Raw genomic sequence first — 24847 nt, forward strand, 5'->3', positions numbered from 1 at the left:
TAAAACGACCTTTTAAATAACAATATTATGCTTAGTGCACGGATGTACTTTTATGCGATTGGATATATTCACTTGGCGTCATTTGATATTTTGCTTTAAAGACTTTTGTAAAATAGTTTGGATTGGCAAATCCCGTCTCATAAGCAATTTCAGAAATAGACTTATCGCTTTTTTCCAGCAAACCTGCCGCCTTTTCTAGTTTCACAGAGCGTATAAAATCTACGGGAGACATGCCCGTCAGTTCCAGCAGCTTATTGTAAAGGGAGGCCCGGCTCATCGAGGTGTGGGCACTTAGCGCTTCGACCGATAACTGCGGATTATCGATATTATCGTGTACATAATTGAGTACTTTTTGTAAAAATTTATCTTTTTCGGACCTGATCGTCATTTCGGGCGCTAAAATAGACACCTGTTTACTATAGACTTCCCTGAACGCCTGGTTCAGCTGAAGCAAACTGTTAACCTTCGCTACCAGTACATCCATATCAAAAGGTTTGGTCAGATATCCCACCGCACCCGATTCAAGCCCGCAAACAAGACCATTGTCGACCTGTGAGGCCGTCAGCAGTACAACAGGAATATGTTTTGTCCGTTTATCCTGCGCCAGCTTCTGTGAAAATTCCATACCATTCATATATGGCATCTGAACATCGCTCACCACAAGGTCAGGGTGATGAAAAAGTGCTTTTTGCCAGCCATCCTTTCCGTTAGTAGCCTCGATAATCTGATAATACTCCTTTAAAGACTCGCTGAGGTAATATCTAAAATCTTCATCATCTTCAATCACCAACACAAGCGGGCACTGTCTAAGCTCCACAGGTTGTATCTCCGTAACTACTTCTGGTTCAACCCCACCCTCATATACCGACTCAGCTTGATCCAGCCATAGATCAAATTTAAAGGTACTTCCGCTGTCGGGTTGACTGTTAACCGAAATCTCGCCATGGTACATCTGAACAAATGACTGTGCAATTGACAGTCCAATACCTGAACCCTGACTTGCCACCTTGCCCTCAGTATCATGCTGAAAAAAACTCTCAAATATCGATTGTTGCAATTGCTCGGGAATTCCGATACCAGTATCGCGCACTTCAAGGGAAACATGCATTTTCTTGTCGACAAGGCTTATAGAGGATATACTTACAGCGATATCCCCACCCTTTTTGGTAAATTTAAAAGCGTTATAGATTAAATTAAATAGAATGCGCTCAACCTTATTTCGGTCAAAACGACAATACAATTTTTCCTGGCATGGAAAAAAAGAATAATCGATACCTTTTTGCAGCGCCATATCCTGAAATGAACGGTATACTTCCTGTACAAAAGATACCAATTCACCATCTTCATCCTGCACTTTCAATTCATGGTATTCCATTTTACGAAAATCCAGTAATTGGTTGACCAAATTTAAAAGCCGCCGCGCGTTACGGCTTACCAGATTTAGTTGATCGCCCAGTTTGCTATCTTTATTTTTGGCAATCAAAGCATCCACGGGCCCTGTGATCAAAGAGATTGGGGTTCGGAATTCATGACTTAAATTTGTTAAGAATCGGATTTTCATTGCATCTATTTGATGCTTTGTCTCGGCATCTCTCTTTTGCTGTTCAATGAGCTGCCTCGCCTGGATACGCTCCTGTTCAATCGCAAATTTTTGTTTTAACTTTTGGATCCCGCGATGTCTGATCCACAGCAGGCCGCCCAATACTGCTAACACATAAAATAGATAAGCATAAATGGTGCGCCAAAACGGTGGAGCAACATGTATCGCAATCGATTTGATTTCCTTGTTCCAAATACCGTCGTTGTTGCTTGCGCGAACCTCAAAAACATAATCTCCCGGATCCAAATTTGTATAATAGGCACTATTTTCCTTTCCATTTCGAATCCAATTTTTGTCAAAGCCGACAAGTCGGTACTCGTATTGGTTATCCTCAGGTACAGTTAGATTTAGCGCGGCAAAAGAAATTGAAAAATTTTGTTTATATTTCAGGTTGATGCGATCGGCAGTCAACAGCGACTGCTGTATTGGCCCCTTCTCCGTGGGCTGAACGATCACGTTGTCAATTTTTAAATCCGTCAGTGCGACCTTCGCAGGATTGCCATTTGTTTTTAAATGAGCCGGATAAAAATGGTTAAACCCTTTCTGCCCACCAAAATAAATTTCTCCATCGTCCGTTTTTAGTGACGCACCGAGCATAAAAGCACCTTCTTGCAATCCCACAGCATTAGAATAGTTTTTGAACTTATTTTGCACCGGAGAATAACAACTCAATCCTTTGTTTGTTGAAAACCAGATCCTCCCTTTATCGTCCTCGATAATACTCTGAATAGCACCATTCACCAATCCATCTTTCTCAGAAAGTGTCTCAAATAGTGTTTTCCCTTTTCGCAGCAAACCTACTCCATTGCCATTTGTTCCAACCCATAAATTTCCATTTTTATCCGTATGCACGGCTAATATATAATTGCTTGGGAGCTTATTTTTTGCTTTGTCATACAGTGTAGTCTGTTGTTTCAAAGGGTCATACATCACCAGGCCCGAGCCGTAAGTTCCTATCCACATATTATGTTCCTGATCTTCCGCTAATGCACGTATAAAATTTCCAGGTAGCTCTATTCCATCGTTTGAGTGCTCTTCCCGCTTGTATTTTTTGACGATAGCGTTTCCTTTTTGAATGATGTTCACGCCGCCGCCATTCGTCCCAACCCAGGTATTCCCCCGAAAGTCTACTTTTAAACAAAAAATATCGTTATTATTCAAATTATCTTCCCTGTTACCAACAGTATATCTTTTTAGATTTCCATTAAGCAGATCATAACAGATAACCCCTTGCTGATAGGTACCGATCCAAAGCTGATCGAATTTTCTTTCCAAAGTCAACACCGTAAGATCTTTAGGTAAGTTGGCCGAAAGTTCAACCGACGACAGTCTATCTGTGGTTCGATCATATTTCCAGATACCACCACCATCAACGCCCAAAAAAATCTTATTCTGATAAGCCGCGAAAGAAGTTACTATAGCTGGGTCACCGGTCATACCCTCCAAAAAATCCAAACTTTTTAATCTAAATTGGCTTAAATTGGTATCGAATTTATTTAGCCCTCCCTGAAAGGTACCTATCCAGTAAATTCCGCTATTATCGACAAAAATAGACCGTATCGATTTATGAGAAAGACTATGAACATTACTTGGATCCGGCTTAAAAGTCCGAACTGTTAAATCCCTGGTATTAAGCACATCAAGACCATTGTCCGTTCCGATCCATAAGTCCTGCTTTTGATTGTGACATAAGGTGTAAATGCGGGGGCTGCTTAAAGCTCCTTTCCCTTCTCCTGCGCTAAATTTATTGAACTGCGAATCCCCCGGCTTCAAATATTTAAGGCCGAGCATAGATCCGACCCAGATACGGCCCTGATCATCTTCAACAATGGAACTAATTTCAATTCCATTTCCATATCCTTCCTTTTCCGAAAGAACTTCAAAACGTTTTATGGTCTTTAGGTCTGCCGATATGCGAAATATGCCATTCTCTGATGACACCCACATGTTGTTCTTTCGGTCACGAAAAACACTGCCCGTTACTTTACCGGCAAAAGCTTCTACAATACGTCGATAAGTTGGATCCATTCTCTTTTGTAGATCATTGACGTCCAAAATACACAAAGCACCATAGGAAGCGATCCAGATATTTCCACTTGCATCCTTATCGATCGCATTAATAGCGGTACTGAGCCATTTACCATCAGGGGTAAGATTGTACGACCTGATCCGGTCAGCTTCCCGATCATAATAACTTAATCCCCCTCCATTTGTACCGATCCATATTCTTCCCTTCCTGTCTTCACATAAGGCCGAAATATGGTTTGCCATTAAACTATTCTCTTTGTTGGCATCATACCGGTAGACATTGTAATGACGTCCGTCGAAGCGATTAAGCCCATCCTCTGTTCCTAGCCAAAGAAAACCATAACTATCGCGGTAGATACTATAGATTGTATTGGAAGAAAGTCCATCCTTTGAAGAATAGCGTTGAAAAGTTACAGGCTGGCTTTGTCCATAAGAAAAAAACGTCAGCATCATCCAGGTGAATACCACTAAAGTTCGCATCATATATTTAGGTATGTAATCTTCAATACAAAAAAATCTGTATTGAACTGTCAACTAAATTATCAAATTAATCCCTACTAAACTAGTCTCTACAATCATTTGACCCATGTAAGCGGTATTTTTTGACATTCTTATCCTTCATTTAAACATTCTTGCTATCCACCAAATTTTCCAATGGCTAGCTTTGGTATACAATTATAAACTGCTTTGAAAGGCATTCCCAATATAGGGAAAACTATATGCAAACAATGCAACCGGTTGCTATATAGTTATAAAAAATTTAACCAATTATTATACAGCATATGACAGTACCTGATGATCCATGACTGTCCCTTAGATTTTTTATCAAAATGAACTAAGGGAACACCGATACAAACGTATCTAGCCAATTAGAGAAAATTTAACCAAGAATTCTTAAACCTATTTATCAATCCACAAATGCGATGATGATTACATGTACAATCACACGAGTAAGGCATTGGAAAAAGCTATGGGGTATAGCTAAGCCATTCACTTTACTGCTGTTCCTGCTTTATGTGGGACAGGCAACACTCTATGCTCAGGCCAAAAGGCAGATAAGGGGCATTGTCGTCGATAGTAACCATAAAAAAGTGAGCGGTGCGTCCATCAGGGTAAAAGGCACCTCGCTAGCCACGGCTACCGATGACAATGGAGCTTTCACGATCCAAGTCCCTGCAGATAATAATTTATTGACCATCTCCAAGCTAGGATATGGCCAACTCGAAGTGGATATCCACAATAAGAACACGGTAGAAGTACAACTAAGCGATAAGTCTATCGAAATCGAGGAAACCATTGTTGTCGGCTATGGTCGTCAAAAAAAGGAAACTGTCGTTGGCGCCATTGCGCAAACTTCGGGTAAAATCCTCGAGCGCGCAGGTGGTGTTTCCAGTGTAGGCGCCGCATTGACCGGTAATGTGCCCGGTGTCATTACCACGGCAAGTACCGGTATGCCGGGCGAGGAAGATCCCCGTATTGTGATCCGCGGACGCAGTACCTGGAATAATACCGACCCATTAGTCATGGTCGATGGGGTGGAACGACCATTATCTGCCGTTGATATCAGTTCCATCGAAACTGTTTCCGTCCTCAAAGATGCCTCGGCAACTGCTGTCTATGGTGTTAGAGGGGCCAATGGCGTTATTTTAATCACCACCAAGCGGGGTAAAGAAGGGCAAATGCTGATACGCGGTACCGTCAACAACATTGTAAAAACGGTTTCCCAACTTCCGGGAAAAATGGATTCGTACGATGCTTTGATGCTACGCAACAAAGTTATCGAATATGAGTTAGGGATTTCTCCTTCCAGTTGGGCCAACTATCTTCCACAAGACGTCATCAATAAATACCGTTTTCCCGCTGACCAGACGGAACGCGAACGTTATGTGAATACCGACTGGGCAAAAGAACTCTTTAAAAGCCACGCTTTTTCACAAAATAGCAGCGTCAATATTGCTGGTGGTACACCCTTTGTCAAATATTTTGCCAATGCGGACTTTCTTTACGAAGGCGATATGTTCCGCCAGTTCGAAAATGCTCGCGGTTATAAAGCTGGCTACGGTTTTAACCGTCTAAATGTACGGTCCAATTTAGACTTCCAGCTTACTCCCACAACTAAATTTTCAACCAACTTGGCAGGGTCTCGCGGTGTCAAAAAAAGTCCATGGGGCGGCGGCAACGACTATTCCTATTGGATCGCTGCCTATACGGTAGCTCCAGATGTTATTTATCCACGCTATTCAGACGGTACCTGGGGTTACTATGCCTTAAACACACAAGCCGGGATAAACTCTGCCCGTGTGCTGGCACTTAGCGGAACCGAATACATCACCACCAGTCGTATTACAACAGATTTTACGCTCGAACAAGATCTTAAGTTTTTAACGAAGGGGCTTAACGTTCGTGGGACAATCTCACTGGACAACACGTTTGTCGAGGGCGGCCGCGGTATCAATGATGCCAACAACAGTACACAAAGTAAATGGATCGATCCCAATACGGGATTGCCAACCTATCAGATCGCTTTCGATGGTACAAATAGATTTGACTTCGTCGAGGGCATAAACTGGACAACCGGTGCCGGACAGGTCAGAGACTGGTCTACCTATCGAAGATTATTTTATCAATTGCAGTTAAACTACGCAACGACCATCGCTAAGAATCACAACATCACTGCCATGGGTTTATTTAACCGCAATCAGACCGGAACAGGGAGTATGATTCCCTCCTATCGCGAAGACTGGGTATTCCGCACCACCTACAACTACAAAAATAAATATATGCTCGAGTACAATGGAGCCTATACGGGATCAGAAAAATTCGGTCCTGACAATAGATTTGCCTTTTTCAATTCCGGTGGGATAGGCTGGCTAGTTACTGAAGAAGAGTTTATGAGGCCTATCTCGTTTCTGAATATGCTCAAGTTACGTGCGTCCTATGGTGACATCGGTGACGATAGTGGCGGCCGTCAATTTCTGTACCTAACCCAATGGGCATATGGGGGCACCGCTGGCATGGGGGTTGAAGGCCGCTACTCCTACTCCGACGGCAATACCAGTCCTTATATCTGGTATAAGGAAAGTGCGCTTGGCAATCCAAATATCCGCTGGGAAAAAGTTAACAAATTCAATATCGGCCTCGACTTCGGTCTGTTCAATAGCCAGATAACCGGTAAAGTCGACTTTTTTAGAGACCGCCGGACAGATGTTCTGATTAGCGGCGCCAACCGAGCCATTCCTTCCTACTTTGGGATGGAGGCACCTACAGCCAACCTAGGTAAGGTACAGAATAAAGGGTTTGAAGTAGAACTGAAATTTAACAGACAGCTCAATACCGACTGGAGAATATGGGCTGATATCAATTTTACCCATGCCAAGGATAAAGTCATCAATGCCGATGCACCCGAGTTGCTGCCCGAATATCAGAAACCGGATAACAAACAAGTGAGTCAAACCTATTCTTATGTTAGCTCCGGATATTACAATACTTGGGACGAACTTTATTCGAGTACCGCGCACGAAAGCAATGACCTAGCGAAACTACCCGGCAATTATCATATACTGGATTATAACGGGGATGGTATTATCGATGCTAAGGACAATATTCCCTACGCCTTTCCTTCGGTTCCACAGAACACTTATAATTATACCATTGGATTTGATTGGAAGAATTTCAGTGTCATGACCCAGTGGTATGCCGTAAATAATGTCACCCGGCAGGTTGTTTTCAACAGCTTCTCGGGCCAGCTTAACCTCGCTTATGACGAAGGTTCCTATTGGTCAAAAGACAATGTCAATGCAGACGTACCACTACCACGCTGGTTATCACAGTCGAGTACTTATACACCCGGTAGCCGGTATATGTTTGATGGTTCCTACATTCGATTGAAAACAGCCGAAATTGCCTACAATTTTAATCGGGAATCCAGCGTAATCAAACGCCTTGGGCTTCAAAACCTTCGCATTTTTCTAAATGGCAACAACTTAGTTTTCTGGTCCAAAATGCCAGACGACCGTGAATCCAATTATGCCGGTACGGGCTGGGCATCACAGGGTGCCTACCCTACGGTAAAGCGGTTTAATCTAGGTGCAAACATTACATTTTAATCCTACCACTATGAAAAAGTATTTCAAGGTAATCTTTATATCTACTGTGATCTGGTCTTCAACTTCCCTACTCTCGTGTAAAAAATACCTGGATAAAGAAGAACAGTCCAATGTGTCCTCCAAAGAAGCATTTAAAAACTTTATTAACTTTCAGGGCTATACAGAAGAGTTATACAGCTGTGTTGTCAACTTCAGCAACAACTACTGGACCAACTCGTGGAACTGGGGTGAAGATGAAATGACCTCAACAGCTGGAAATTATCATTTCGTTCACAAAATCGACAACGGTAATTTTTGGGGTTGGCAAAGAGAATCCGACGGCTGGGGCTCCGGCTGGATGGATCAGGGTGATTTTACCACCATCAATGGGGATGTATTTGCCAACCGCGCCTTCCGCGATTTATGGAGCGCGGCCTGGTTTGGTCTGCGAAAAGTAAGCCTCGGACTAGAAAATATCGACAAATTAACCGAAGCCACCTCCGAAGAAAAGAACCTGATCAAGGGGCAATTGTTATTTTTCCGAGGTTGGTTTCACCACCGATTGATGGAATATTTTGGCGGGATGCCGTACATCAATTATGTACTTCCAAGTGACGAAAAGCTGCGGTTGCCAAGATTGAGCTACCATGCCTGTGCGGATCTTGCTGCGGCCGATTTTAGAGAAGCGGCCAATCTATTGCCAATCGACTGGGACAATACCACTGCCGGAAAACGTACCCTGGGTAAAAATCAATTGCGCATCAACAAAATCATGGCCCTTGCTTATCTTGGCAAAAATTATCTTTGGGCGGGAAGCCCTTTGATGAATTTTCAGTCTACCGGGAATAAAACCTATCATACCGACTATTGTAAAAAAGCAGCCCAGGCCTTTGGCGAACTACTTTCACTTGTCGAAAGCGGACAGACAAATTACGCCCTTGTTCCTATGGCCAATATTCACTTGAATTTTTACACAACAGGCCAAAATTGGGCCATGCCCGGCAGTACAGAAGCTATATTTAGAGGGCCCTACATTGACGCATGGGTATCGAATTATGGTACCAGTAAACAGTACATTCCGCTGGTCGTCTCCGACGGAGATGCATTGAAGTTTATTCCAACAGCCAATTATGTCGACTACTATGGTATGAAAAACGGTTTACCGATCAAAGACATTACCCAGTCTGACGCAGAATCAGGTTACAATGCCGAATACCCTTGGAAAGATCGCGACCCACGCTTTTATAAGGACATCATTTTCGATGGAACAAAAGTCGTCCAGGGAAATACACAGGACGAAAAAAATCGATACGCTAACCTTTACAGTAATGGAAGCTATCGAGATATCCAGTCTGGCAGCCAGACAGGCTACGTGTTACGTAAATTTGTCCCTATAACAGCCAACAAATATGATCAAGCCTATAATTATGGATCCAATCTTCATATTTACGTGCCCTATATGCGTTTATCTGATGTCTATCTGATGTACGCCGAATCCGCCATGATGGCTTCCAACTCAGCTACAGGCAAAGCCGACAATTACGGTAAAACAGCAGTTGATGCGATCAATATCGTTCGGGATCGGGCTGGCGTGGGTCATGTAGATGCCAAATTTCTAGGTTCGGCTAACGCATTGTTACCTGAACTACGGCGGGAACGAGCTGTGGAGCTCGCTTTTGAAGGTCATCGTTTTAATGATCTGCGACGCTGGTTGCTGTTGGCCGAATCACCTTACACCTTAAAAAAATCGGTTGTTTTTGATCGGGCAGGAACCTTCAACACCGTAGATCCATCCCAAAACCGCGTCGTCAACATGAAAGAAAATGTCCTTTTGGAACGGAAGTTTACAAGCAAGCATTACTGGTTGCCCCTAAAGGTCAGAGATGTCAACATGTATCCCGAGTTCTATCAGAACCCAGGCTGGTAACAAGTTTTTCATTTAATCATTCAAAAAATGAAGTACAAAAAATTAAGAATAGCACTATGTCTTGGATTGAGTTGGATAGCTACCGCTGAAGGAATGGCGAAAGAATCACTTAATCCAACCATTAGACAACATAAAAATATTTTTCCGGAGCGCTCGACATTTGTTGGTCCGGACAGTATTGGCACCGATAGTACGACACTTGTGCAGGTCGCTTTCCGAAAAGTTCAGAAGAAGGACCTTATGGGCAATGTACAATCCATCAATGTTCCACAATTGCTCGACAAGAGTTACAACACCTACAGTCTGGAAAATCTAGATGCCTTTATTCCGGGATACAACGGTAATATTTGGGGTATGGGTGGTTATTTGGTATTAGTGGACGGATTTCCGCGTGATGCCAATAACGTTATGCCAACAGAAATCGATCAGGTCAGTGTATTGAAAGGCGCCAATGCCATCGCTCTTTATGGTAGCCGAGCAGCCAAAGGCGTAATTAGCATCACGACAAAACGCGGAAAATCCGGAGGTCAACAGATAAAAATTAGAGCCAATAGCGGTATCAATGCGGCTATGAGCTATCCGCAATATCTTGGCTCCGCAGAATATATGACATTGTATAATGAAGCTCGACAAAATGATGGATTATCACCACTCTATAGTGCCGAAACAATCTACCAACATGCAGCCGGAACAAATCCTTATCGTTATCCCAACGTGGATTACTATTCATCGGACTATATCAAAGATCACTATAATCGCTACGATGCCACCGCTGAAATCTCAGGAGGCAATCAACGTGCACAATATTATACCAACTTTGGATTTTGGTCTGAAGGATCCCTCCTCAATTTTGGACAGGCGAAAAAAAATGGTGGCGCCAATAGATTCAATATGCGCGGTAACATCGATGTGAAAGTCAATGATCTGATCTCCCTGAACGTCGATGCAGCAGCCAGTTTTTATATTTCCAAAGGGGTAAATGCGGACTACTGGGGTGCAGCAGCAACCGTGCGGCCACATCGCTTCTCTCCACTCATTCCTATTGATATGATCGAAGAAGGTGACGTCAACTCGATGGTGTATGTCAACAACAGCAATTTTCTCATCGATGGCAAATATCTCCTTGGGGGAAGTCAGCTGGATCAAACCAATGCCTTTGCAAACGTTTATGCCGGCGGCACAAACCGCTATCTAAATCGGCAGTTTCAATTTAATACGGGTTTAAATTTTGATCTAAAAAACGTCTTGGAAGGTCTGGTTTTCAAAACCAATCTGGCTGTGGATTATCAGTCAAATTACAACCAATCCTATAACAACAATTATGCTGTTTATCAGGCATCGTGGAACAACTATGATGGAAAAGACCTTATCAGTAGCCTCACAAAATATGGTGACGACCGTATTTCAGGCATCCAAAATATCAGTGGCAGTACCTATAGACAGACCATCGGTCTCAATGGGTCCCTAAACTTTAACCGTACCTACGGTAACGACCACCATGTATCGGCAATCCTATTGGCCAATGCGTTCCAGATCGCTGCCTCCGGCAGCTACCACAAAACCAGCAATGCCAACTTAGGGCTGCAGTTGGGCTACAATTATTCAAGCAAATATTATGTTGACTTTAGCAGTGCTTACAGTCATTCCGCCAAATTACCACAAGGGAATAGAAGAGCCCTATCTCCTACTTTAGCGCTCGCCTGGCGTCTATCTAAAGAAAACTTTTTGGTCGACAGCAAAGTCGTCAATGAGTTAAGATTATCCGCCTCGGCCGGTATATTAAACACGGATCTGGATATTAGCGACTATTACCTCTATCAGGGGTATTATACCTATAACGACGCAGCATGGTATAGCTGGCGCGACGGTGACCTCGTCCATACCTTTGACAGACGCAGGGGTGACAACCCCAACATGAAATTCCCGAAACGCAAGGAATTTAATATCAACCTCGAAGGTGGGCTCTACAACAACCTGATCACCTTTAATACGTCCTACTTTGTTAATCGGATGAGCGGGGGGTTGGTACAGGCGGCAACACAGTACCCAATGTATTTTATGACTTACTGGCCCGTTTATTCTGACCTTCCCTATGTCAATTTTAACGACGACGAACGCAGGGGTGTCGACTTTGGCATCAATCTGAACAAACAGATCAACAAAACCTTCGTATCACTGGGTTTCAACGGGATGTACTATACGACCAAGGCGGTAAAAAGGGACGAACTCTATGAATTTGCTTACCAAAACAGAGCCGGAAAACCACTGGATGCCATCTGGGGTTTACAGCATGATGGTTTTTATAACAGTCAAAGTGAAATTGACCAAGCTGCCTTTTCAACATTTGGAGAAGTCAAGCCTGGGGATATCAAGTATAAAGATCAGAATGGTGATGGTACCATCGATACCCGCGACGAAGTATACTTAGGCAAAGGCGGATGGGCCGGTGCCCCACTGACATTAGGTTGCAACCTGACCGTCAAATGGAATAATTTCACATTATTTGCCGCGGCAACGGGACAGTTCGGAGCCAAAGCTATGAAAAACAGTTCTTACTTTTGGGTAGATGCGGAAGATAAATATTCAGTGGTCGTACGTGACCGCTGGACAGAGTCGACCAAGGAGACCGCAACTTATCCGCGCCTTACCACCTTTAACAGTGACAACAACTTTCGAAGCTCAGACTTTTGGCTATACAAGACCGATCGCATCAACCTATCCAAAGTGCAGCTGTCTTACGATTTCCCAAAGCGTATATTCAATGCTAAGTTTATACACGAACTGGGGATTTATGCCACGGGATCCAACCTACTGACCATCGCCAAAGAAAAGGAAACGATGCAATTGAATATTGGACAAGCACCACAAATGCGTTTTTTCAACATCGGACTGAAGGCACTATTTTAATCTTTACTATCTAAGACGAGAATGATGAAAAGAATACTAACCATAGCCATCCTAAGCAGCTTACTATTTTCTTCCTGTGAAGATATGTTTGAGCCGGCTCTTGAAAATAATCTTGAAATTGAAACAGCCAATAGTCGCCCCCTTTATGCACAAGGGCTACTTTTAAATGGATACAACCGGGTTCCGGCTAATAGCTATAGCTTTGATGATGTCGCCACAGACAATGCTGTGAGCAACGATAAAAGCAATACTTACCTTAAAACAGCAACCGGACAATGGACAAGCATCAACAATCCTTTCGACCAATGGCGCAATAGCTATGCAGCCATACAGTACCTCAACAATTTTTTATCCCTAAGTGATAAAGTAGAATGGGCCTTGGATCCCAAGGTCAGTACGATGTTTAACGATCGCATGAAAGGTGAAGCTTATGGTCTCCGGGCACTATTTATGTTTCACCTGTTGCAATCCCATGCCGGAAAGTCGAGTACCGGTGAGATACTTGGTGTGCCTATCCTGCTGACTCCCGAAGATGTCAATTCGGATTTTAACCACAGTCGTGCACCCTTCGAAGCCTGCATGCAGCAACTTTACGATGACATCAAAAAAGCAGAAGACCTGTTGCCTATGGATTATGAAGACATCGGTGCAGACAGTCAAGTTCCGGTCAAATACGCAGGCACAATCAATAAAGACGATTACAACCGTGTATTTGGAGCCTATTTCAAACTCCGCATGACCAAGCGCATCGCGCAGGCAATTCGTGCCCGAGCAGCGTTAATGGCGGCAAGTCCGGCATACAGTGAGGGCAGCAAAACAACCTGGGAGCAAGCCGCCACCTATGCGGGGCAGGTCATCCAGGCCAAAGGTGGACCAAGTGGTATCGATCCGAAAGGATTCACCTGGTACAATAAAGATGTGGTCGATGGCTTAACCTCCGGATCCAATCCGGCCGAAATACTTTGGCGCACCGACAAAGGAAATAGCAACAGCATGGAACAGGACCATTTTCCGCCAACATTATTTGGCAGAGGACGTCTCAATCCAACACAAAATCTGGTCGATGCCTTTCCCATGGAAAATGGCTATCCCATTGACGATGCCAATTCGGCTTACAATAAAACCAATCCTTACGACAAGCGGGATCCCCGATTGAAGACTTACATTATTGTCAATGGTGCCACGGCAGGCGTAAGCAACACAGCTATCAATACCGCTGCCAATAGTCCAACAAACGATGGGTTAAATAAGGTCGAAACATCTACTCGGACGGGCTATTACCTGAAAAAGCTGCTGCGCCAAGATGTAAACCTCAACCCTTCATCTTCTACACAACAAATGCATTTCAATACACGTATACGGATGACAGAAATGTATCTGGCCTATGCCGAAGCCGCAAATGAGGCCTGGGGGCCTACTGGCATGGGTACTTTTACCTTCTCGGCCTACGACATCATCAAGGCTATTCGCAGACGGGCGGGTGTAGGAGCCAACAATGGCGATCCTTACCTAGAACAGGTAAAAAACAACAAAGAGCAAATGCGGCAGCTGATCCGCAATGAGCGGAGACTAGAACTTTGTTTTGAAGGGTTTCGGTTTTGGGACCTGCGTCGCTGGAAGTTGGATATCAACGTTGCTGCAAAAGGAATCAGTATAAGCAACAACAGCTATACCGAGATTCCGGTAGAGAATAGACTTTATGAAAACTTTATGTACTACGGTCCGATCCCGTACAGTGAAGTACTCAAATACAGCAATCTTGTACAGAATACGGGATGGAATTAACATTAATACACGCATAATGAAAAAGATCAATCTTCTTTACGCCATGGCTTTGGTAAGCCTAGCGTCTTGCAAAAATAACGACTGGGAGTTCCCAGATTTCGAATTTCAATCGGTATACTTCGCCTATCAGACACCCGTCAGAACGGTAACCCTAGGCGAAGACATTTTTGACAACAGCCTCGACAACCAGCATAAGGTGAAAGTCATGGCAACCACTGGAGGAGTATACAACAATGGAAAAGACATCCGTATCGATTTTGTTGTCGACAACAGCCTTACGAATGGCCTTAGCTATCCAAACGGGCAGGCAGTTACCGCATTACCCAACAATTACTATCAGCTTGCTAGCAATCAGATCAATATCCCAAGTGGTAGTCTCACAGGCGGTGTTGAAGTACAGCTGACTGACGCATTTTTTGCCGACCCAAAATCCTTGGAAACCTATTACGTACTTCCTCTAAGGATGACAAAAGTGGTTAACGCCGATTCCATCCTCTCCGGTAAAACTTCGCTACAGGCTGCCAATAGGGCTATTGTATCCGATTGGGATGTCGCACCAAAAGATTTTACCTTTTATGCACTCAAATATATCAATCCCTGGCACGGCAATTACCTGCGTCGGGGTACCGACCAAATTGTCGGCAAAGGTGCCAATAACAGCTTGACAAAAAATATCGTCAGACATCAGGCTTATGTAGAAAAAGACGAAGTCAAAAGCGTCACGACAGCAGCGCTAAAGAAATCGATCTTACCCCTTTCTTTTAAAGGAGCTGATGATGTCAATATCAATGTCAATCTGAACTTAACTTTTGATGACGACAACAATTGTAGCATTAGCTCGGCAAGTGCTGGCATCTCCGCTACAGGAACCGGTAAGTTTGTCAAACGGGGCGAAAAAAACAGCTGGGGCAATGCAGACAGAGATGCACTTTATCTTTCCTACACGATCGATATGACACAAATGAGTGTCACCAGCAAGGATACCCTCGTGATGCGGGACAGATCTGTAAAAATGGAAACATTTACACCCATCAAAAAGTAGTATCAATTCTATAACGAACAACGATGAAAAAAATCAATAAAACTATCGTCATCCTACTTTCGCTCGGCACCGCCTGGAGTTCCTGTTCCAAATATCAACCACTGGATTACGCCGTCGATAAATCGGAGAAAGTACTGACGCAGGAAGATATCAACGCTTACAACCCATTAAAAAGTTATCTGGATAAGCAAGGCAACCCCGGATTTAAGCTCGGTGTTGCGCTCAATATGAACGATTATTTTAACAAAGGAGTCCTTTACCGCTTAGCTAACCGAAATTTTGAAGAAATGGTCATGGGCTATGAAATGAAACATGGCTCCATTGTGCAGGCCGACGGAAGTCTCAATCTATCACGGGTCGAACAGCTTATCACAGCCGCACAGGAAAACAACATGGCGCTATATGGCCATACCCTTTGCTGGCACTCGGGACAGAATGCGGCCTATCTCAATAAGTTAATCGCCCCTGTGGTGATACCAGGTTCGGGAGGTCCAGCCCTGGCGGGGCACGCTTTAAAAATGAGTAACCCCTCTGTTGTCAACGCCTGGGAAGCACAGACCGCCTATGATATCAACCCGACGGAAGTGGGTAAAGAATATGTATTGAAAATTGTCGCACGAGGCAATAAAGCGGGCAACATTGGCATCGATCTGCAGACCACCGCCAATTACACCGGCGACAACATGGGCTCATTAGCATTAACGACAAGCTACAAAGAATACGAACTTAAAGTGACTGCAACTGCCGCGCGTAACCGTTTTATTATCAATTTTGGCCAATACGATGGTACCATCTTCATCGACAAGGTTGTGCTTACAAAAACTGGCAGTTCAACAAGCCTCATTGCCAACAGTGATTTTGAAAACAATATTGACGGTTGGTTCGGTTGGGGAAATAATTCATCCAGAGCGCAGTCCGCCAATGGTGAAGGATATGGCAGCCCGGGAGGTAGCACGATTGAGAAAACACCTGCCGAGAAAGAAACCATACTCACCAAAGCGCTGGAGACATTTATTGCTGGTATGCTCGAAAAAACCAAAGGTTATATCAAAGCCTGGGATGTGGTCAACGAGCCCATGTCCGACTGGCCCGACCAATATGCCTTGAAGACCGGAATCGGAAAGACCGATTTGGCGGATGACGAATTCTACTGGCAAGATTATTTAGGGAAAGATTATGCCGTAAAAGCCTTCCAGCTTGCCCGCAAATATGGCAATGCCAATGACCTCCTTTTCATCAATGACTATGGTTTGGAAGGCAGTGGCAACAAATGCAAAGGACTCATCGCCTATGTCAGCTACATCGAAAGCAAAGGCGCCAAGGTGGATGGGATCGGTACCCAGATGCACATCGACATCAACACAAGCAAAGACAATATCGTCAGTATGTTTAACCTATTGGCCGCCACCGGCAAGCTGATCAAAGTGTCTGAGCTCGATATTGGTTTGGGAAATGGCATAAAGACTAGCAATGCAACGACTGAAATGTATCAGCAGCAGGCCGACATGTACAAGTTTGTCGTTGAGAAATACCTCGAGATCATTCCCAAGGATAAACAGTACGGTATCACCCTATGGAGCCCATTGGATAGTCCAGACCAGGAAGGTTCATTCTGGCGACGTGGAGAGCCCATCGGCTTATGGACCGAAGGATTTGTTCGAAAGCCAGCCTATCAGGCGGTTGCTGAGGCATTGTCAGCTAAAAAATAAGATCATTAATCACCCTTTAAATATGTAAATTATGAGAACAAACAACATGTGGTTATTGCTGATCTTTTTATTAGCTATTTTTTCCAGCTGCTCGCGGCTGGAAGAAAAAACCTTGACCAGCGAATCCGAAAGAAGTCTTAAATCCAATGTTTCCGCACAAGCCGTTACAGGTTGGCCACGAACGACACCAACCTTACATGTAGGCGGGAAGTACCTCAAAGATCCCTGCGACAACAATATTGTCCTGCATGGAGTGGCCATTACACCCAGCCCTTGGTTCAATGGCTGCCAGTATGGTGCCAACTCCGGTTACTGCACCTGGGATAATTACAATGTTCAGGGTGCACTCAATTACAATAAAGCAGTCATTGACAAACTCAGCAGCGCAGCCGACGGTTGGTATCTCAATTATATCCGTCTGCACATCGATCCGTATTGGACCAATGATCCGGGCGCTCCTATTCCTGAAGACGACATCTCAAGATTTAACTATAATCGCTTGGTTACCTATACTGATCAGGTCATTATTCCACTAATCAACCATGCCCGCAGCCGGGGCATGTATGTGATCTTGCGTCCTCCTGGCGTATGTCCACACCGTATCGCAGTCAATGATGCCTATCATACCTATCTTAAGACCGTATGGACTTTCCTATCGCAGCACCCATCACTAAAGAATGCAGACAATGTGATGTTTGAATTGGCTAACGAACCCGTTGAGATTCTGGGAACAAATGGCAACTGGGGGACGACCGGCAACGAGCATTTTGCTGCGTTGAAAAATTTCTTTCAGCCCTTGGTCAATATCATTCGTAATAACGGTGCCAACAATGTATGCTGGATACCAGGAACTGGCTGGCAGTCCCATTATCAAGGCTATGTCAATAATCCGATTACGGGTGGCAACATTGGCTATGCAGTACATATCTACCCCGGGTATTGGGGTGGTGTCAATACCTATCAAGCTTTTCAAAATGCCTGGAATACCAATGTTAAACCTATTGCAGACATTGCTCCCATTGCCATTACAGAGACAGACTGGGCTCCACAGGGATATGGCACATTTGGTACGGGATCAACCGGTACCGCTGGCGGAAACGGTTTTGGTGCAAATTTAAAATACATTGTGGATCAATCCGGCAATGTAAGCTGGAACCTTCTCGCCCCCGACGATCTGCTCCACAAAGGGGATCCCAACGCCGGGACAGCTTTTAACAATGATTGGGAAGCCTGTGCTGCTCCCGCTAAACAGTGGTTTCAGCAGTATGCTGCCTCCAATTACCCCATGTCTAACTGTACGGTCACTAGTCTGGTCAATAATGGCATTTACGAAATCGAATTCCAGACCGATGCCAACAAGGTACTTGATTTAAAATCAGGTGAAGATGCCAACGGTGCAGTGCTCAGACCGTGGACCAGAAATGGCGCAAATGCACAGCGCTGGGTCGCTATAGATGCCGGTAACGGATACTGGCGCTTTGTTTCAAAAGCAAGTGCAAGCAATCGCTGCATTGATCTGACGAGTAATAGCAATGCGCTTGGAACTGCCATCCGGCTTTGGCAGAACTATAGCAATGATGCTCAGGCCTGGAAGGTAACTGCTGTAGCCAATGGCTATTACAAAATTACGTCAAAGGTAGATGCCACACGCGGTTGGGATGTACCCAACTGTACCATGGACGGCAATTCCAATCTTCAGCTTTGGGATTACTATGGTACCTCCTGTCAATTATTTAAGTTCAAATTTATTGCCATGAACTAAACACTATCTTTTCGCGGTAAGCCATACTTACCGCGAAATAGGTTAATTTTAAAAACATAAAATGCTTCACGATGCGACAAACACAATTTAAAATGCTGCTACTGATCTTCTTGGTATGTTGTTTTACCGGAACAACAGCTTTTGCCCAAGACAAGAACTTCCATATCTACCTTTGTTTAGGACAATCCAATATGGAGGGACATGGACAATTCGAACCTCAGGATACCATCACCAACAGCCGGTTTCATGTGCTGGCGGCAGTAGATTGCCCCGAATTGGGACGGCAGTACGGTAAGTGGTATCCTGCCCGGGCACCACTCACGCGTTGCCACACAGGCCTTACACCTGCAGATTATTTTGGCAGAACGCTTGTAGAAAAGCTTCCCAAAAATATCGAGATCGGAGTCATCAACGTTTCGGTAGGTGGTTGCCATATTCAATTATTTGATCAAGATAGCACGGCAGGCTATGTCGCAAAGGCCCCCGAATGGATGAAATCCATGCTTGCAGCTTATGACAATAATCCTTATGAAAGGCTTGTCGTCCTGGCCAAGATGGCACAGCATAAAGGTATTATCAAAGGTATTATACTTCACCAGGGGGAATCCAATACCGGCGATCGCGAATGGCCCAATAAAGTAAAAAAAGTCTATGAAAACCTCTTGCACGATTTGCACCTGAACGCCGACGATGTACCCCTACTTGCTGGTGAACTCCTATCGGCCGAAGCAGGGGGTAAATGCGCAAGCATGAACAGTATCATCCAAACATTGCCCGCTACTATCCCGACTGCCCATATCATTTCTTCTGCGGGTTGCCAGGGTATCGGCGATGGACTACACTTCAGTCCTGCCGGATACCGGCAGCTGGGTAAAAATTATGCGGCAAGCATGCTTAAATTGCTGACGAAAATAAAAAAATAAAAAAAGCTAGGGAGTCAATCCCTAGCTTTGAATGACAAGCAGCTAGCCGCCCGAATCACTAAACCGTTCTTTTCTTATAATTTCCTTCGTTATCTTTAAAAGAGATAACAAAACGCTCGATCATTAATTTCCAAAAATTTTGGCCAACTCTTGGTGTAACAGTTCACCTTTTATATTGATAGCGACAATGTTTCCCTTAGGATCCACTAAATAATTTTGTGGTACAGCACGTACGCCATACAATACCGCAGCCTCATTGCTCCAGCCTTTTAGATCTGCGACATGGATCCATGGCAAACCATCATCTTTGATGGCTTTTAACCAGGCATTTTTTCCTTTGGTATCATCTAGCGACACTGCAAGGACCTCCAATCCTTTACTTTTGTATTTGTTATAGGCCTTTAATAAGTTGGGGTTTTCAGCGCGGCAGGGACTACACCAGCTTGCCCAAAAGTCGATAAGCACATACTGGCCTTTAAAATCGGATACTTTGATCATTTTCCCTTCCGTATCCGGCTGGGAAAAATCGGGTGCCTTATTGCCGATTTTTACACTTCTCTCCGCTAGAAAACGCGCTTCCAACTGTCGCGCATTGGTCATTTGACGCACTTCTTTGGACAGCTTCAAAAACAAAGGTTCAATCTCACTGAGCTTTCGTTTGTTGGCCGCATCAATAAGGGCGTCCACCGCGAATATTGAATTGGGATTTTTGGCAGCAAAGGCAAGCTCTTTTACCCGGCGGGCTTCAAAACGCGCCTCAAACTTTTCATGAATAGCCTTATACTGCTCGCTGGCATCGGGAGCATCTTGCTTTACGGCCGCAAAGGCCTTATTCCCCGCATCAATGATATCCATGAAACCACCACCAATTTCATTTAAATAAGCGACATAGGCGTTATGCAATGGCGACCCTTTTATGGCAGCAGTACGCAATGAATCCTTGATGGTCATATTGTAAGTTTCATTGCCTAAATAGAAGTATAAACGGTCGCCAATATTCTGTGCGACTAATTTCCCCTTACTGTCTTGATCAAAAACCATCCTGGAGTAAGACGGCTCCTCTACTGTTCCTTTGAAACTAAATCTGCCGTCCACGATAGCCGATGAATCCGATGCCGGAAATCCATCTCTTATATAATCCAGATACACTTTCTTGCCATTGAAAGCTTTTGGTGCACTTCCCTTGATCTGGAAGCTAGCTTGCTGCGCAAAGGATGTCATAGGCAAAAATGCCAGTGCTAAGGCAACTATTTTTAAATTTTTCATATTTTTTTGTTTGGTTCAATTTTTATATTATTCCTTTCAGTTACGCCAGGTCATATCCACAGGATTTCCGGGAAGACCCTCAATTGTTTTGAGCAACTCGCCATTTTTCCCAACACGGATATCCATATAATACAGCGCTCCTTCTGCCCCAGCAATCAGGGTATTCTCATCGTCCTCTAATTTGAGCATGCTTATATCCGATTTGATGGTTGTTTTCAATAGATCCACTTGCTGATTGAGCGGGTTGTAGCGAAATACCTGATTTTTGTAGGCCACATAAATATATCCATTTCGGGTCGCCACCAACTTTGTTTCCGCATTGATCCATTCTTGTTTTATAAAGATCTTCTTATGTATTGCGGTGATCATAAATGGTCCATTAAAATTTGCATTGAACTTCAATTCATAAATATGACCACTCCCGTCCTTCGTATAAGCATAGGTATCCGTATTATTGATCTGCACCATTTTGATCAGATCCATGCCTACCTGTGTTGGATCAAAAATTTCAGTATTGACGGGACTATACTGGGTACCAAAATACATAGGGCTACCGTAAATATTGATTCGGACAAACTGCTTTTTATTTTTTTCGAAAGCGATTACGCTATAATTATTGTCTACTGTTGTCAATACTACTTCTGGTGCTAACGCGTAGTCCCCATCCGCATAAGTTCCAAACATGCCGTAGGTGTTCGATTGATCCCAGGTGTTTGTAGTTCCCCCATAAAATTTGTCATTGATCACCCCCATCATTACCCCTTGAGGATGGGCGAACAAACTTCCCACAGCAATCGTTGACGGTGCCAAAAAAAAGTTATCGTGCAGGGTACCGGGTTTTACCGCCTCCTTAACAAGATTGTTTACATCTAGCCGCACGCCGGCCTGTTTTGATATAATCCAGTAACCCAAGGGGGTATTTCCCGTAAACTGGTTTTTTAAGTAATGGATATGCATAGGATCCATCGGTAATGGTTCGCCGTTGATCGCCTCATAAATATTGGGCTGTACAGTATTATCGGGCTTTATAAACGAGAGTTTACTAACCCCGTTTTCGACAGATAACACAAGTGACCCACGCGAAAAAGCTGTCGTTCCCTGGATCTTAAAATTATAGAAATATTTCATCCCGTTACCCGTATTGGTCACCGTAAGGCGCGCCGTATATCTTTTGGCCTGAAGCCCAAAAACGATACGCAGCGCGGGACCTTCGTAGTGGTTAGCTTCGGGCACGAGTGCCTCTGGCACATCGATTCGCCAGTTACATTTCACTGAAGCCGCATCGATGCCGGTAATTTTTGGGGTTATAATAAGGCTGTCCCCCACCGATGCTTCATACAAAGTATCTAACCCTGAGATCTGCGGCCCATCAGGCATATCGATGGCATAATTTCCCTTGTCCTTATAACAGCTTTCGAAAGCCATTAGGGTTAAAGACACAATAGCAAAAAATAGTATTGCTCTCAATCTGTTTAAATTTCTTTTCATCTATCTGACTTCCTTTCCTGATTCATCTATAAAATAATACTTACCCGAAGCGCTATTTTTCCTTAATAAGATGCTTCGGTTTGGATTGTCCACATGATAGAATTGGTAGGTCTGTCCATTATCGTTGCTGCTCAGCACGTAATTTTTTTCTGGATGATCCTTGACCCATTTAAATGGATCGTTGAGCATCATGAGCAAGAGATTTGCAAAGTAGAGATTTTTGGGTGCATCGAGCCCGACCGTCGAAAGCGAACGTTGTTCGGTGACAATTAGGAAGAGCTGATGTTTTACCCGCGAATAATTATCAAGCCACATGGTCCACCAGGCAGGCTGTTCCAATTGGGCCGAAATAATAATTCGCGCCCGTATCAGTGTTGGGTTTTCAACCCCAAAGTCATCACTAGCCTTAAGTTTTACGAGCAGTGATACAGATTGACTTTCAAGCGCGCTTATATTATGCACAACGATAGGCATAAAGGCCCGACCGGCATTACTTTCCAATGGATATTCTGATTTCAACGGATCATAGTGCAGGTCTGCACGCGCCGTTGATGAATCTTTTTCCACGAAAGCCTCAAAATGCCGAGTGTGCTGGTCACGGTATCCCATTACTTTGACAGGAACAAAAATGGTATCCTGCGCCTTGGTCATATCGTAGGCAAAAGTATATACAATGCTATCCCGATCAGCGTCGCTCAAATCAAAATAAACATTTGCCGACCTGTCGTAGGTCGCTAAAACTGCCTTTTTGCAAGAACACAACATCAGCAGTGGTAGTAGCAATAGCAGAAGTAATAAAGTATCTTTTTTCATTTTGGTTACGATTTACCGTTGTCCATAGATAATTTCATCATCCGGCAACGGCCATACATAAATTTGTTGACTGGCCGGAATTGTAGTGCCTTGCTGTCCGACAATTGGTTCATTGAGCCGTTTATATGCAAAAAACAATTGTCCTTCGGCAAACATTTCTTTCCGATATTCTTTCAGTAGTTCGGTTCGGAGTTTGGCGTTTGTCGAAATATCCACTTTCTGACCAATGCCTCGATGTTCACGGACCTCGTCAAGCCATGCTGCAGCCTGAGCGGGTGCTGTTTCGTAGCTACATTCGGCGGCGATATAGTAGATTTCACTCAAGCGGATCGCCGGAGCTACCAAATAATGAAGATTGGCGGCAAAACTGTCACCCAACGTATTCCGGCGATATTTGTGAATAGATGATATAAAGGAATTTCCAACGCTTACTGTTCCAAACCATTGTGTATAGCGCATGTCACCGCCACCGGCTCCTGCAACCTCGTAGATGGTTTTTGCCTCATCCTGATCCAAATAGATCGCGCTGTTGTTGTCCTGAAACCAGTCATTGTTATAGGTGTTGTTCATAGCCGGGATATACCAGGCAAACAACAGTTCTTTATAGAAAATCCGATCCTTTTTATCCGCATCGACAGCAAGGAAATCAGTGGCATTGGTCCATGGAAATTTTTTGGCATCAATCACTTCTCGTGCGTTCAGCAACGCCTTTACTTTGTCTCCGCTGTAGAGGTAAGTGCGTGCCAGCAGTCCACACACGGCATAATAGTTAAGCCGGTGCCTTCTATTCTGTAAAAAGAGGCTCTTGTCCTGTAGCTCCGAATTTTTCAACGTGTCACCGACAGTGGGATAACCAACCACATAGGATTTCAGGCGGATGGGGTCAACTTTCAGCAATTCTTTGGCTTCTTCCAGATCTCGGATTACCGAATCCAATAGTTGGGACACTGTGGACAATTTGGTAGACTTATTGGAATAGGTCGTTACATATGGAATGGCTTCGATTTTGTTATTTACAACCGGAGCCGGACCAAATAGGCGCAACGCATCAAAATGAAGGTATGCTCTCAAAGCCAGCGACTCACCTTTGATCAATTGATAATTGCTTCCCGTAAACAATTGTTTTTTACGGTCAATTTCCTCCAGTATCAGATTAGTATTAACAATACCATTGTATAGACCTTTCCAGATATTGTCCTTTCGGCCAATAAAATTACCGTCATTAAATTTAAACAACTTTGTCTGCTGATAACGCAACGGATCATTGCTTGATAATGCATAGTTCTGGACCAATACCTCCGGTGTTCCAATGGTTAGCTCCTTACCATAGAGATCGTCTTTTGCACAACGCGTATATACCCCAATCAGGGCTTCCTTGAAACCATCTTCGGTGGAGAAGAGAACTGATTTGTCAATTTCGCTTTCTGGTTGTATATCGAGCCACTTGGAGCAAGAAAGCGTACTCAAGGCTGTGAACAGTATTAAAACTATAGTTAAATTCTTCATCTGTAC

13 protein-coding genes are annotated in these 24847 nt (G+C 44.0%); 8 read left to right on the forward strand and 5 right to left on the reverse strand.

Features of this window, described 5'->3' with window-relative positions; all coding sequences use genetic code 11:
• Positions 1-31: 31 nt before the first annotated feature.
• Positions 32-4111: a two-component regulator propeller domain-containing protein gene (locus ACLCDV_RS18505; RefSeq protein ID WP_411971903.1), complete on the reverse strand. Its 4080-nt coding sequence runs from the start codon at positions 4109-4111 to the stop codon at positions 32-34.
• Positions 4112-4551: 440 nt separating this feature from the next.
• Between ACLCDV_RS18505 and ACLCDV_RS18510 the strand changes: the two genes are divergently transcribed.
• The 8 genes from ACLCDV_RS18510 to ACLCDV_RS18545 all read left to right on the forward strand — a co-directional run bounded on the left by ACLCDV_RS18510 (position 4552) and on the right by ACLCDV_RS18545 (position 19768).
• Positions 4552-7734 carry a SusC/RagA family TonB-linked outer membrane protein gene (locus ACLCDV_RS18510; protein WP_333574572.1) on the forward strand — a complete coding sequence of 1061 codons (3183 nt, stop codon included), beginning with the start codon at positions 4552-4554 and terminating at the stop codon, positions 7732-7734.
• Positions 7735-7744: 10 nt separating this feature from the next.
• Positions 7745-9640 carry a RagB/SusD family nutrient uptake outer membrane protein gene (locus ACLCDV_RS18515; protein WP_411971904.1) on the forward strand — a complete coding sequence of 632 codons (1896 nt, stop codon included), beginning with the start codon at positions 7745-7747 and terminating at the stop codon, positions 9638-9640.
• A gap of 27 nt (positions 9641-9667) precedes the next feature.
• Positions 9668-12547: a SusC/RagA family TonB-linked outer membrane protein gene (locus tag ACLCDV_RS18520; RefSeq protein WP_411971905.1), complete on the forward strand. Its 2880-nt coding sequence runs from the start codon at positions 9668-9670 to the stop codon at positions 12545-12547.
• Positions 12548-12568: 21 nt separating this feature from the next.
• On the forward strand, positions 12569-14332 hold the full coding sequence (locus ACLCDV_RS18525) for a RagB/SusD family nutrient uptake outer membrane protein (RefSeq protein ID WP_411971906.1): 1764 nt from the start codon (positions 12569-12571) through the stop codon (positions 14330-14332).
• A gap of 16 nt (positions 14333-14348) precedes the next feature.
• The gene (locus tag ACLCDV_RS18530) at positions 14349-15374 is read left to right on the forward strand and encodes a DUF5627 domain-containing protein (RefSeq protein ID WP_411971907.1); all 1026 of its coding nucleotides are present in this window, start codon (positions 14349-14351) and stop codon (positions 15372-15374) included.
• A gap of 23 nt (positions 15375-15397) precedes the next feature.
• The gene (locus tag ACLCDV_RS18535; protein WP_411971908.1) at positions 15398-17083 is read left to right on the forward strand and encodes an endo-1,4-beta-xylanase; all 1686 of its coding nucleotides are present in this window, start codon (positions 15398-15400) and stop codon (positions 17081-17083) included.
• 31 nt (positions 17084-17114) lie between these two features.
• Positions 17115-18845, forward strand: coding sequence for an RICIN domain-containing protein (locus ACLCDV_RS18540; protein ID WP_411971909.1), 1731 nt, complete (start codon positions 17115-17117; stop codon positions 18843-18845).
• A 71-nt stretch (positions 18846-18916) separates the two neighbouring features.
• A complete protein-coding gene (locus ACLCDV_RS18545) occupies positions 18917-19768 on the forward strand; it encodes a sialate O-acetylesterase (protein ID WP_411971910.1) in 852 nt (283 codons plus the stop codon).
• 123 nt (positions 19769-19891) lie between these two features.
• Here the strand turns inward: ACLCDV_RS18545 and ACLCDV_RS18550 are convergent, their stop codons facing one another.
• The 4 genes from ACLCDV_RS18550 to ACLCDV_RS18565 are packed head-to-tail and all read right to left on the reverse strand — an operon-like array spanning position 19892 to position 24841.
• Positions 19892-21034, reverse strand: a complete 1143-nt coding sequence (locus tag ACLCDV_RS18550; protein ID WP_317665018.1) for a TlpA disulfide reductase family protein — start codon at positions 21032-21034, stop codon at positions 19892-19894.
• Between the two features lie 36 nt (positions 21035-21070).
• The gene (locus ACLCDV_RS18555; protein WP_411971911.1) at positions 21071-22522 is read right to left on the reverse strand and encodes a PKD-like family lipoprotein; all 1452 of its coding nucleotides are present in this window, start codon (positions 22520-22522) and stop codon (positions 21071-21073) included.
• Positions 22523-23335 carry a DUF4843 domain-containing protein gene (locus tag ACLCDV_RS18560; protein ID WP_201667630.1) on the reverse strand — a complete coding sequence of 271 codons (813 nt, stop codon included), beginning with the start codon at positions 23333-23335 and terminating at the stop codon, positions 22523-22525.
• A 12-nt stretch (positions 23336-23347) separates the two neighbouring features.
• Positions 23348-24841: a RagB/SusD family nutrient uptake outer membrane protein gene (locus ACLCDV_RS18565; RefSeq protein ID WP_120332417.1), complete on the reverse strand. Its 1494-nt coding sequence runs from the start codon at positions 24839-24841 to the stop codon at positions 23348-23350.
• Between the last annotated feature and the right edge of the window lie 6 nt (positions 24842-24847).

This window comes from Sphingobacterium sp. Lzh-3, assembly GCF_046764375.1.
Classification (GTDB): domain Bacteria; phylum Bacteroidota; class Bacteroidia; order Sphingobacteriales; family Sphingobacteriaceae; genus Sphingobacterium.

Excerpts from the sequence above, each read along its gene's own strand:
- ACLCDV_RS18505 (WP_411971903.1), bottom strand. The coding sequence starts at position 4,111 with ATGATGCGAACTTTAGTGGTATTCACCTGGATGATGCTGACGTTTTTT.
- ACLCDV_RS18510 (WP_333574572.1), top strand. The coding sequence starts at position 4,552 with ATGATGATTACATGTACAATCACACGAGTAAGGCATTGGAAAAAGCTA.
- ACLCDV_RS18515 (WP_411971904.1), top strand. The coding sequence starts at position 7,745 with ATGAAAAAGTATTTCAAGGTAATCTTTATATCTACTGTGATCTGGTCT.
- ACLCDV_RS18520 (WP_411971905.1), top strand. The coding sequence starts at position 9,668 with ATGAAGTACAAAAAATTAAGAATAGCACTATGTCTTGGATTGAGTTGG.
- ACLCDV_RS18525 (WP_411971906.1), top strand. The coding sequence starts at position 12,569 with ATGATGAAAAGAATACTAACCATAGCCATCCTAAGCAGCTTACTATTT.
- ACLCDV_RS18530 (WP_411971907.1), top strand. The coding sequence starts at position 14,349 with ATGAAAAAGATCAATCTTCTTTACGCCATGGCTTTGGTAAGCCTAGCG.
- ACLCDV_RS18535 (WP_411971908.1), top strand. The coding sequence starts at position 15,398 with ATGAAAAAAATCAATAAAACTATCGTCATCCTACTTTCGCTCGGCACC.
- ACLCDV_RS18540 (WP_411971909.1), top strand. The coding sequence starts at position 17,115 with ATGAGAACAAACAACATGTGGTTATTGCTGATCTTTTTATTAGCTATT.
- ACLCDV_RS18545 (WP_411971910.1), top strand. The coding sequence starts at position 18,917 with ATGCGACAAACACAATTTAAAATGCTGCTACTGATCTTCTTGGTATGT.
- ACLCDV_RS18550 (WP_317665018.1), bottom strand. The coding sequence starts at position 21,034 with ATGAAAAATTTAAAAATAGTTGCCTTAGCACTGGCATTTTTGCCTATG.
- ACLCDV_RS18555 (WP_411971911.1), bottom strand. The coding sequence starts at position 22,522 with ATGAAAAGAAATTTAAACAGATTGAGAGCAATACTATTTTTTGCTATT.
- ACLCDV_RS18560 (WP_201667630.1), bottom strand. The coding sequence starts at position 23,335 with ATGAAAAAAGATACTTTATTACTTCTGCTATTGCTACTACCACTGCTG.
- ACLCDV_RS18565 (WP_120332417.1), bottom strand. The coding sequence starts at position 24,841 with ATGAAGAATTTAACTATAGTTTTAATACTGTTCACAGCCTTGAGTACG.